This is a genomic window from Streptomyces sp. NPDC051172 (genome assembly GCF_040682555.1).
GTDB lineage: Bacteria > Actinomycetota > Actinomycetes > Streptomycetales > Streptomycetaceae > Streptomyces.
This window is the reverse complement of the sequence record NZ_JBFBBE010000159.1, coordinates 1-11,067: the sequence shown is the minus strand read 5'-3', so window position 1 is coordinate 11,067 and position 11,067 is coordinate 1. Positions and strand designations below refer to the sequence as shown.

The 11,067-nt window shown below is 71.1% G+C and carries 9 protein-coding genes and 2 pseudogenes; 6 read left to right on the top strand and 5 right to left on the bottom strand.

Going from position 1 to position 11,067, the window contains the following annotated elements; all coding sequences use genetic code 11:
* From AB0N07_RS45355 to AB0N07_RS45345, 3 genes and pseudogenes are all read right to left on the bottom strand, one after another.
* The coding region (locus AB0N07_RS45355) for a hypothetical protein (protein WP_365845861.1) at positions 1 to 413 on the bottom strand (413 nt) is incomplete at its 3' end.
* A 131-nt stretch (positions 414 to 544) separates the two neighbouring features.
* Positions 545 to 1,047 (bottom strand): annotated as a pseudogene (locus tag AB0N07_RS45350) (cadmium resistance transporter).
* A 9-nt stretch (positions 1,048 to 1,056) separates the two neighbouring features.
* Positions 1,057 to 1,647, bottom strand: a complete 591-nt coding sequence (locus tag AB0N07_RS45345; protein ID WP_365845859.1) for a TetR/AcrR family transcriptional regulator — start codon at positions 1,645 to 1,647, stop codon at positions 1,057 to 1,059.
* A 164-nt stretch (positions 1,648 to 1,811) separates the two neighbouring features.
* On the opposite strand from AB0N07_RS45345, the gene AB0N07_RS45340 reads away from it, so the two are divergent.
* The 5 genes and pseudogenes from AB0N07_RS45340 (at position 1,812) to AB0N07_RS45320 (ending at position 6,772) form a co-directional block, all read left to right on the top strand.
* A complete protein-coding gene (locus AB0N07_RS45340; RefSeq protein ID WP_365845857.1) occupies positions 1,812 to 2,831 on the top strand; it encodes an aldo/keto reductase in 1,020 nt (339 codons plus the stop codon).
* Between the two features lie 25 nt (positions 2,832 to 2,856).
* Positions 2,857 to 3,741 (top strand): LLM class flavin-dependent oxidoreductase, encoded by an 885-nt coding sequence (locus AB0N07_RS45335; protein ID WP_365845855.1) that lies wholly within the window; start codon positions 2,857 to 2,859, stop codon positions 3,739 to 3,741.
* 215 nt (positions 3,742 to 3,956) lie between these two features.
* Positions 3,957 to 4,127 (top strand): annotated as a pseudogene (locus AB0N07_RS45330) (DUF1326 domain-containing protein); the annotation flags it as partial.
* A 370-nt stretch (positions 4,128 to 4,497) separates the two neighbouring features.
* Positions 4,498 to 6,222 carry a SulP family inorganic anion transporter gene (locus tag AB0N07_RS45325; RefSeq protein WP_365845853.1) on the top strand — a complete coding sequence of 575 codons (1,725 nt, stop codon included), beginning with the start codon at positions 4,498 to 4,500 and terminating at the stop codon, positions 6,220 to 6,222.
* Positions 6,223 to 6,343: 121 nt separating this feature from the next.
* Positions 6,344 to 6,772 (top strand): ATP-binding protein, encoded by a 429-nt coding sequence (locus tag AB0N07_RS45320; RefSeq protein ID WP_365845851.1) that lies wholly within the window; start codon positions 6,344 to 6,346, stop codon positions 6,770 to 6,772.
* A gap of 239 nt (positions 6,773 to 7,011) precedes the next feature.
* Here the strand turns inward: AB0N07_RS45320 and AB0N07_RS45315 are convergent, their stop codons facing one another.
* A complete protein-coding gene (locus tag AB0N07_RS45315) occupies positions 7,012 to 7,806 on the bottom strand; it encodes a 2-phosphosulfolactate phosphatase (protein WP_365845849.1) in 795 nt (264 codons plus the stop codon).
* Between the two features lie 269 nt (positions 7,807 to 8,075).
* On the opposite strand from AB0N07_RS45315, the gene AB0N07_RS45310 reads away from it, so the two are divergent.
* On the top strand, positions 8,076 to 8,426 hold the full coding sequence (locus AB0N07_RS45310) for a metalloregulator ArsR/SmtB family transcription factor (RefSeq protein WP_099933171.1): 351 nt from the start codon (positions 8,076 to 8,078) through the stop codon (positions 8,424 to 8,426).
* A 534-nt stretch (positions 8,427 to 8,960) separates the two neighbouring features.
* On the opposite strand, the gene AB0N07_RS45305 is transcribed toward AB0N07_RS45310, so the two are convergent.
* Positions 8,961 to 11,067 (bottom strand): FdhF/YdeP family oxidoreductase (locus tag AB0N07_RS45305; RefSeq protein WP_365845847.1); only part of this gene is annotated, 2,107 nt, incomplete at its 5' end.

Genomic DNA, 11,067 nt, shown 5'->3' with positions numbered 1-11,067 from the left:
CGGTGAAGCCTGCGTTTCCGGAGCATCCGGTGAAGCCTGCGTTTCCGGAGCATCCGGTGAAGCCTGCGTTTCCGGAGCATCCGGTGAAGCCTGCGTTCCCGGAGCACCCGGAGAAGCCCGCGTTCCCGGAGCACCCGGTCAAGCCCGCGTTCCCGGAGCACCCGGAGAAGCCCGCGTTCCCGGAGCACCCGGTCAAGCCCGCGTTCCCGGAGCATCCGGTGAAGCCTGCGTTCCCGGAGCACCCGGAGAAGCCCTCGTATCCGGAGCAGCCGTCGAAGCCGGATCACTCGAAGTAGGCGGCGAAACGGGAGCGTTCGACCCCATTGGACGCGGAGCGCGAGCGGCTCGCCCCGTTCGCGAACCGCTTTGAACACGACGAGGAGAAGGTGATCCTGAGTGGTGCAGCGGGTCACGCCGTCGGCATGACGGCGAGCGACCCGGCGGCCCGGGGAGAAACATAGGGGCGTCGGGCGGACCCTGACTGCCCCTCAGGGCATGTCGAGCCGGGCCCGGACGATCGGGCCCGGCCACCGGCAGGCCGGTGCTACCCGCCGAGTGTGCCGTCCTCGATGAGGGTCAGCAGCCCGAGGGTGATCAGGACCAAGGGGAGCAGGACGTGCCCCCACCGGCTGAGTGCCTTGGCGATGACCGGCCGGGTGGCGAAGAAGCGGCCCGCAAGGCACCACACGGCCACCAGGGCCAGGGACACCACGGCATACACCCTCATCCCGCCCAGGCCGGCGGTGGCGAACACGGGGACGTGGACACCGATGTTGTCGCCGCCGTCGGCGAAGGTTACCGCTGCGACCTCCAGCGTTCTCGGGCCGCCGCCCTCGGGCGTCTCGCCTGTGTCGTTCTCGTCCTTGTCGTCGCGGTGTTTCCACGCCTGCCAGGCCGACTTCAGGCCCAGTGCGAGGGGGACGTGATCCGGCGTGCGGAGCCGCGGTGGCCCGCGCCCTGCGCGTAGAACAGCGACAGCAGCAGGATGTCGTCGATGTTGGTGACGGCGAACAGTCCGGCCGCCTGCGCGACTGTGTCCAGGTTCATGGATGGACGTCAGCTCGGTCGGCGGAGGCCTGCGATGAGGAGTTCGACCAGTCGGCGTGCGTCGTAGTTTGGGTCGCTTTCCGCGCCGATGCAGAGGTTGCCGACGCCGCGCATGAGCTCGTAGGCCTTCAGGTCGCACCGGATCTCGCCGGAGGCGGCTGCCGCGTCGAGCAGTTGGGTGCACACGGGTACGAGGCGGTCGAGGAAGTAGGCGTGCAGGGTGTCGAAGCCGACGTTGTCGGACTGCAGCACGCCGGCGAGCCCGTGCTTGGTGACCAGGAAGTCGACGAAGAGGTCGATCCACTGTCCCAGCGCGGCGTAGGGGGTGGGGCTGCTCGCCAGCAGGGCCGGGCCGGCCTCGGCGCAGGCTTCGACCTGGTGCCGGTAGACGGCGACGATGAGGTCCGCCCGCGTCGGGAAGTGGCGGTAGATCGTGCCCATCCCGACACCGGCCCGGGCCGCGATGTCACGCACCGGCGCCTCCACGCCCGAGGTGACGAAGACCGCGGCGGCCGCGTCGAGCAGGGTCTGCTCGTTGCGCCGGGCGTCCGTCCGCTTGGGGCGGGCTGCGCGTCCCGCGCCCTTGTCGCCGTCGTTCACCGTGCCATTCCCTCCGCCATCGGGCTTGCTGAAGCGGAACAATGTTCCGTATCGTAATCGGAGCGACGTTCCGCTTTGCTCATGATGCCAGAGCCGGAGCCCCGCGACCAAGTCATGCCCGGTCGCAACGCACCGCCACCCACCCGCAATGGAGGAACACGGTCATGCAGTACCGCACCTTGGGCCGCACCGGTGTGCAGGTCAGCTCGCTCGCGCTCGGCGCGATGAACTTCGGCAGTATCGGGCGCACCACCCAGGACGAGGCCACCACCATCGTCGACGCCGCGCTCGAAGGCGGGATCAACCTCATCGACACCGCCGACATGTACGGCGACGGCGAATCGGAGGAAATGGTCGGCAAAGCCATCGCGGGCCGCCGCGACGACATCGTGCTGGCCACGAAGGCGGGCCTGCCCATGGGCGACGAGCGCAACCACCGGGGCGGCTCGCGCCGTTGGCTGGTCACCGCGCTGGACAACAGCCTGCGCCGTCTCGGCGTCGACCACGTCGATCTCTACCAGATCCACCGGTGGGACCCGAGCACCGGAGACGAGGAGACGCTGTCGGCCCTGACCGATCTGCAACGCGCTGGAAAAATCCGCTACTTCGGGTCCTCCACCTTCCCCGCCCACCGCATCGTGCAGGCCCAGTGGACCGCTCGCGAGCATCACCTCGGCCGGTACGTCACCGAACAGCCCAGCTACTCGATTCTGCAGCGCGGGGTCGAGACGCACGTCCTGCCGGTGGCCGAGGAGTACGGGCTCGGAGTGCTGGTGTGGAGCCCCCTGGCCTCGGGCTGGCTGTCGGGCGCCGTGCGCGCCGGACGCTCCATCACCACCAGCCGCTCGACGCTCATGCCGCAGCGCTTCGACACCGGCCTTCCCGAGAACAGGGCCAGGCTCGACGCCGTCGAGCAACTGGCCGAACTCGCCGACCAGGCCGGACTGACGATGATCCAGCTCGCCCTCGGATTCGTGACCGTGCATCCGGCCGTGACCAGCGCACTCATCGGCCCCCGCACGCTCGAGCACCTGCACTCGCAACTCGCCGCCGCCGACACCGTGCTCCCGGCCGACGTACTCGACGCGATCGACGCGATCGTCGCCCCCGGCACCGATCTGGCCCCGCACGAGAAGTACGACACCCCGCCCGCCCTGCTCGACCCGTCACTGCGACGCCGCTGACCGTCCGAGGAGGAACGGCAACCCCATGACGACGACCGCACCGCGCATCCGTTTCGGCATCATGACCGCTCCCATGCAGGTCGACTACCGCGACATCCTGCAAGTCTGGCGCGCGGCCGACACCATCCCGGAGATCGAGCACGCCTGGCTGTTCGACCACCTCATGCCCATCGCGGGCGACCCGGACGGACCCATTTACGAGGGCTGGACGCTGCTTGCGGCCCTGGCCGCACAGACCCGCCGCCTGCGCCTCGGCCTGTTGGTCACCAGCAATCGGTTCCGGCCGCCCGCCATGCTGGCCAAGATCGCCACGACCGTCGACGTCGTCTCCGACGGCCGGCTCGATCTCGGTCTCGGCGTCGGGTCCCGGCCCGATCCGCCCGAGGCCCGGCGTGAGTACCCGGCGCACGGCCTGCCCTTCCAGGACGCCGCCCGGGCCGTGGAAAGCCTGGCCGAGGCGTGCACGGTGATCCGGCGCCTGTGGACCGAGGAGCAGCCCTTCGACTTCCACGGAGCCCACCACCACCTCACCGGAGCCTTCGGCAACCCCAAACCCGTCCAGCGCCCCCATCCGCCGATCCTCATCGGCGGACGCTCATCGGCCACCCTGCGCGTAGCTGCCGAGCATGCCGACCTGTGGAACATGCCGGGCGGCGACATCGACGACGCCGTCCGCCGCAGCGCCCTGCTGGACCGCCACTGCGCCGAGATCGGGCGCGACCCGGCCGCGATCACGCGTTCGATCGTCCTGCACGTCTCCTACGACCGTCCGGACGTCACGAGGGATGCGATCACCGGGGCGATCGAGGCCGGCTTCCGGCACATCGTCCTGGGGCTGCCGTCGCCCTACCCCGACGGTGTCGCACGGTGGCTGACCGACGAGGTCATCGGCGCGTCGGCCCTCGTGTGAACCGCTGAGCAGGGGCGGGTTTTCCTCCCGGCCGGTCGGCCGCAAGCTGGAACGGAGGCCGTTTCGCGATCCCGCGAGCGGGCTCGGGAAACCCGGTCTCGCCACTCCGAGTGAGCCCCTCGGGCTCGGCGGGAGGAAGCGGGATGACAGAGCAGATCGCCACCAGTAGGCCTTGGCACCTGACCGGCGACTGGTTCGAGGCGGTCTTCCTCACGCGCGGCACGGACGTCGTCCCCATCCACGTGGAGATCGACGAGGACCTCGCCGGTCGGCGGGCCGAGATTCCCGACCGGGTGACGGCCACCGCCGAGGCCCTCACCGGCCCGACGACGCCGGACGGCGCCCGGGTCGAGGTCCACGACGCACCTGGCGCCGAGGTCGGCCCGCCCCCAGATCGCCACCTGGGGCGGGCCACGACCGGCCGCGCCAACGCATGAGCGGAAACGTGTGCCGAGGGAGGGCTGCCCGGGCAGCGTGTCATCAGGAGAGCCCCGGCGCGGGACCCCTCGCATCGAGGGTTGCCCCGGGTGGAGTCGGATGCGGAATTGCAGAATTTCGCAATTGGTTAGATGCTGGCTTGGTTGTGCTTGCAGGTGGTGCGGGCGCAGCCTTCGCGTCCGCCCGCGGACGCGGAGACTTGTAGGGGAATGCGAGGGGTCGTGTCCGCGTGCTGGAACTGCTGCAGGACGGGCCGATGATGTTCACCGGGTGCATCGAGCTGCCGGCCGAGCTGCGGGAAGCCGAGGCTGTCGCGTGATGGCCGCGGGAATCGGCCGGGTGTGGGCCCGGATCGTGGTGTTGCTGCCGGGGCGCGCCGACCTCGCGGAGCTGCGGCGCGACCCGCGCCGGGACCTGCTGGCAGGCCTGACGGTGGCGATCGTTGCGCTGCCGCTGGCCCTCGGCTTCGGGGTCTCCTCCGGGCTGGGCGCGGAGGCGGGCCTGGCGACCGCGGTGGTCGCGGGTGCGCTTGCGGCGGTGTTCGGCGGGTCCAGCCTGCAGGTGTCCGGGCCGACCGGGGCCATGACGGTGGTCCTGGTGCCGATCGTCGGCCGGTACGGGCCCACGGGGGTGCTCACCGTGGGGCTGATGGCGGGCCTCATGCTCGTCGGCCTGGCGGTGCTGCGGGCCGGGAAGTACATGCAGTACGTGCCCGCCCCGGTCGTCGAGGGCTTCACGCTCGGCATCGCCTGCGTGATCGGCCTGCAGCAGCTCCCGAACGCGCTCGGTGTGCCCAAGCCGGAGGGCGACCGCGTGCTGGTGGTGACCTGGCGTGCCGTCGAGGAGTTCGCGAAGTCCCCGAACTGGACAGCCGCCGGTTTCGCGGTCGCGGTGGCCGCGGTCATGCTGGTCGGGGCCCGCTGGCGGCCGACCGTGCCGTTCTCGATCGTCGCCGTGCTCGCGGCGACGACCGTGGCACAGTGGGCCGGCCTGGACGCGGCGAGGCCGATCGGCGACCTGCCGTCGGGGCTGCCCGTACCGTCGCTGTCCTTCCTCGACCTCGGCTCGCTCGGCACCCTGGTCGCGCCCGCAGTAGCGGTCGCGGCGCTCGCCGCGCTGGAGTCCCTGCTCTCCGCCTCGGTCGCCGACGGCATGACGGTCGGTCAGCAGCACGACCCGGACCGGGAACTGTTCGGCCAGGGCCTCGCGAACATCGCCGCCCCGCTCTTCGGGGGCGTCCCGGCCACCGGTGCGATCGCCCGTACCGCGGTCAACGTCCGCACCGGCGCGGGCTCCCGGCTCGCCGCCCTCATGCATGCCGCCGTTCTCGCCGTGATCGTCTTCGCGGCGGCGCCGCTCGTGTCGAAGATCCCGCTGGCCGCTCTCGCCGGTGTCCTGCTGGCCACCGCGATCCGCATGGTCGAGGTGGGCTCGCTGAAGGCCATGGTGAAGGCGACCCGGTCCGATGCGCTGATACTCGTCCTCACCGCCCTGGCGACCCTGGCCCTGGATCTCGTGTACGCCGTGATCATCGGCCTCGTCGTCGCCGGTGCCCTCGCCCTGCGCGCCGTCGCCAAGCAGGCCCGCTTCGACCAGGTTCCGCTCGACCGGGGCGACCACAGCGCCGAGGAGCACACGCTGCTGGCGGAGCACATCGTCGCGTACCGCATCGACGGACCGCTCTTCTTCGCCGCCGCCCACCGCTTCCTGTTGGAGCTGACCGATGTCGCCGACGTCCGGGTGGTGATCCTGCGGATGTCGCGGGTGTCGACGATGGACGCCACCGGCGCCCTCGTGCTCAAGGACGCCGTGGAGAAGCTGCGCCGCCGTGGCATCGTCGTCCTCGCCTCAGGGATCCGCCCCGGCCAGCGCCAGGTCCTCGACTCGGTCGGTGCGCTGGAGCCGCTGCGGCACGCGGGGCGGGAGTACGCCACCACCCCCGAGGCGATCCGCGCCGCCCGCGAGTATCTGGAGACGGCCGGAGTCCTGCCCGTCCTTCCCACCCGCCCTTCCCGAACCTCCAGCGAGGAAGCCCTGCCATGAGCACTGCCGCCGCCCCTCCTCTTGGCTCTGTGGCTGCTGGGGGAGTACGCCCGTCCGGTCGTCCGTACTACGGCCCCGTCGAGGCGGTCACCAGGCTTCGCCTCGCCTGCGCGGAGGCCAAGTGACGTCCACACAGCTCGAGACATTGCCCCACCGGCACGTGCTCACCCTGCCGACCGAACCACCGGCCGTACGGTTGGCCCGTGAGACGGCGGAACAGGCGCTGGTCGAGTGGGGCATCGGTGTGCGCCACCCGGCAGTGGGCCCGGCCCTGCTGATCCTTGCCGAGCTGGTCACCAACAGCGTCCGGCACGCCGCCGTTCTCTCCCCGACGGTGACCGTGATCTACGCGGCGGGCCCGGACTGCCTGGCCTTCGCCGTCCACGACCGCCATCCCTACCAGCCGGTGCTGTACGGCGCGGACCTCGGCACCGGTGCCGGCGGCCTGGCCACCATCAGTGAGCTCGTCCTGGCCCTGGGCGGCACCGCGGTGGTCCGGGCGGATGCCGACGGCGGTGGCAAGAGCATCTGGATCACCCTTCCCCTCTGAACGGCCCGGGCGGTCACCGAGGCCGCCCGCCGACTCGCCGAGGCGGGCCGCAGCCTGGGGCCGGCTCCGCCACTCCCGCCGAGGGCTCGCCCGTCCCGCCGGGGACAGCCCGCCGATCGCGGTCCATGCCGATCTGGCCGCCGCGCTCGCCGCCCACGGCATCGGTGGAGGGGCGCCGCGAGTGGCGCACCACCGGATGGCCGACCGGATATACCACGCAGGCGTGTGACCGCCCCGGCTCATCCCGGCGCGAAGGCCCCGTCGCCGTCCCGGACGGGCACGAGTGCGCAGACGTCGTCCTCGGTGGCGATGGCCACATCGGCGACGAATCCCATCGCCGCCAGCCGGCGGCCGGAGGCGCTGGTGGCGACCGCGTGCACGATGTCGGCGGTGCTTTCGTAGCTCGCCATCGCGGCGGCGGCTTCCGTGGAGAGTGGGCCCCTCCCCTGGGAGTGCAGGTCGCAGATGAGGTATCCGGCGCCCAAAAGGTCCTCGAGGGCGGGGCGCAGACTCCCGTCCGGCCATCGCTCACCCGCGGCGATCACGGCGACGGGATGCTCGGGAGTGCCGTAGCCGTGGGAGGTGAGCCACCTGCTGACCGCGGTGATGTTGCGCAGACAGGCGGCGACCACCTGCATGCCTGATGGCGCGGCGGCGGCGATGGCGGCGCCGTTGGGCGACGGCAGTACCAGGCGGGCCACGAAGGGGGCGGCCCGCAGGTGGGCCGGGGAGAGCGACCACGGGTTTGACGGAGTGACGGTGGTGCGGTGAGCGGCGAGCCGGGCGTCCCACTGGCGGGCGTACGCCTCCGCGGCCTCGGTGGCGCTGATCTGTTCGGCCTCGGTCGCGGGCCCACCGGGCCACCCGAAGGGCAGAACGCGGATCCCCTTCTCGACGGCGACGCTCACCGTGGTGGAGAACGACAGTACGTCGACGGTGACCAGACAGGCGGCCTCGCGGGCCAGACGGCCGGCTCCCGCGGATCCCCACTCGAAGCGGATCCCGGTGCCGGTCTGCATGTCCCAGTCACCCATCGCCACCTCCCCGGTCGGTCAGCCGTGACGGGACCTGAGTAATTGCTAACATTAGCAATTACTCAGGTCACCACCGCTGGATTCGGGCGGTTGCCTTCCTCGGGAGCGGATTCGGTCTGGACGGTGTCGCACGCGAGGATGGACCGCATGTTGTCGACGAGCGAAGCGAGGTGGGGGTCCCCCCGCCCGAAGGGTGGGGGAGGGTGGATGCGATGCGCCGAGGATCGGCCGGCGGTGTCGTGCTGCTGCACGGGGGAGGAGGCGGCCAGGTGAGTACGCCGCTGTACCAGCTGAAGGCCGAGTTCTTCAAAACCCTCGGCCACCCGGCCCGCATCCGAGTACTGGAGCTGCTGAGCGAGCGCGAGCACGCGGTCGCGGAGATGCTGCCCGAGGTCGGCATCGAGCCTGCGCACCTCTCGCAGCAGCTGGCCGTGCTGCGGCGCGCGAACCTGGTCAAGACCCGTAAGGAGGGCTCGACCGTGTACTACTCGCTGACCAGCCCGCACGTCGCCGAGCTGCTCCGGGTGGCCCGCACGATCCTGTCGGGCGTGCTGGCGGGGCAGGCCGAGCTGCTGGCCGATCTCCAGGCCGCACAGGTGGAGGGCAGGCCGCCGTCGTAGCGACCTTCAACTGGCCGTGCGAACATCGCTCTCTCCCCGGTATGACCGTTCCGTGCCGAGTTGGAAGGGCCGGCCCATGATGCAGCCGACCGGTGGGCGGTCGCCCGACAGCCGGATCCCTCCGACCCTGAGCCCGAGCCGTCCGGCGGTCGGCGGCCACGAATTCGGGACCGGGTGGTGACGGCGGCCATCACGGCCGCGGCGAGCGGCTACACGCTGGTCCACGGACACCGGACGTTGTCGTTGCAGAATTACGGATATGCCGGGCAGTGCGTCGCCACGGGGGCCCGCTCGAGCCCCGAGTAGGCCCATCACCGCGCGCACCGGCTCGTGGCCGTCCAGCTCGACTGGGACGCAGGTGGCAGGAGCAGACCGCCCCATCTGTCCTGGTAGGCCGCCATTCGGTCGATCACTGCTGCGGGGACGCCCCGCTCCAGCCACCACTGCCTGTGCCCCTCCACGGGCCGGACGTCGATCTTGACACCGTGCGCGCGGACGAACGATCGGGCTCGTCGAGTCAGGCCGACCCGCTGCTCATGCCGGTGCCCGCTCGGGCGCCCGCTCCAGGCGGACGATCACGCTCTTCGACGTCGGGGTGTTGCTGATGTCCGCGACGCTGTCGAGGGGCACCAGGACGTTGGTCTCCGGGTAGTACGCGGCGGCCGAACCCGGGGGAGTGGAGTAGCCGACGACGCGGAAGGCCTCCGCGCGGCGCTCCGAGCCGTCGGTCCAGATGCTGACCAGGTCGACGAGGCTGCCGTCGGCCAGGCCGAGGTCGGCGAGGTCGGCCGGGTTGACCAGGACGACGCGGCGGCCGCGCTTGATGCCCCGGTAGCGGTCGTCCATCGCGTAGGGGATGGTGTTCCACTGGTCGTGCGAGCGCAGGGTCTGCAGGACCAGGTGGCCCTTGGGTGCCTGGAGCATCGTGAAGTCGTTGACGGTGAAGACCGCCTTGCCACTGGGGGTGCGGAAGACGCGGGAGTTGACCGGGTTGGGCAGGCGGAAGCCGCCGGGGCGCCGCACCCGCTCGTTGAAGTCGTGGAATCCGTCGACGACTTGGGCGATGCGGTCGCGGACGAGGTCGTAGTCGGCCTCGAAGTCCTCCCAGGGGATTTCCGGTTCGCAGCCCAGCACCCGGCGGGCGAGGCGGCTGATGATGGACACCTCGCTCAGCAGGTGCGGGGACGCGGGGGCGAGCCGGCCGCGGGTGGCGTGGACCTCGCTCATGGAGTCCTCGACCGTCATGAACTGCTCGCCGGCCGCCTGGACGTCCCGGTCGCTGCGGCCGAGCGTCGGCAGGATGAGTGCGGTGCGTCCGCACACCGTGTGCGAACGGTTGAGCTTGGTCGAAATGTGCGCCGTCAGACGGCAGTTGCGCATGGCGCTTTCGGTGGCGTCGCTGTCGGGCGTGGCCCGCACGAAGTTGCCCGCGACGCCGAGGAAGAGCTTGGCCCGTCCGTCGCGCATGGCCCGGATGGAGTCCACGGAGTCCAGGCCGTGCGCGGTCGGCGCGGTGAAGCCGAACTCCTGCCCCAGCCGGTCCAGGAACGCCTGCGGCATCCGTTCCCAGATCCCCATCGTGCGGTCGCCCTGGACGTTGCTGTGCCCGCGCACCGGGCACACGCCCGCACCCGGGCGGCCGATGTTGCCGCGCAGCAGAAGGAAGTTGACGACCTCTCGGATGGTGGGCACGCCGTGCTTGTGCTGGGTCAGGCCCATGGCCCAGCAGACGATGACACTGCGGCTGTTCAACACGCGCGCGTGGACCTGCTCGATCTCGTCGCGGGTCAGCCCGGTGGCGTCCAGGACCGCATCCCAGGACGTGGCGCGGATCCGTTCGGCGAAGTCGTCGTAGCCGGTGGTGTGCTCGTCGATGAACGCGCGGTCCAGGACGGTGCCCGGCTCCTTGTCCTCCGCATCGAGGAGCAGCAGGTTCAGCGCCTGGAACAGGGCCAGGTCACCGCCGGGGCGTATCTGCAGGAACTGGTCGGCGATGTCCGTGCCGCGGCCGATGACGCCGCGCGCCTTCTGCGGATGCTTGAAGCGCAGCAGTCCCGCCTCGGGCAGCGGATTGACCGCGACCACGCTGCCGCCGCGCCGCTTGGTCTCCTCCAGAGCGGACAGCATCCGCGGGTGGTTGGTGCCGGGGTTCTGCCCCACGACGAAGACCAGGTCGGCGTTGTAGAGGTCGTCGAGGCCGACGCTGCCCTTGCCGATGCCCAGGGTCTCGTTCAGGGCCGAACCGCTGGATTCGTGGCACATGTTGGAGCAGTCCGGCAGGTTGTTGGTGCCGAAGGCGCGGGCGAACAGCTGCAGCAGGAAGGCCGGCTCGTTGGCCAGCCGCCCGGAGGTGTAGAACAGCGCCTCGTCCGGGTGGTCCAGGGCGCGCAGTTCCCGGGCCAGGAGATCCAGCGCCTCGTCCCAGCCGACCGGCTCGTAGTGGGTCGCGCCCTCGCGCAGCACCATCGGCTCGGTCAGCCGGCCCTGCTGGTTGAGCCAGTAGTCCGACTTCCGGCTCAGCTCGTCCACCGAGTACTGCCGGAAGAAGTCCGCGGTCACCCGCCGGGAGGTGGCCTCGTCACTGATGTGCTTGGCGCCGTTCTCGCAGTACTCGTTGCGGTGCCGCTCGCCCGGCGCGGGC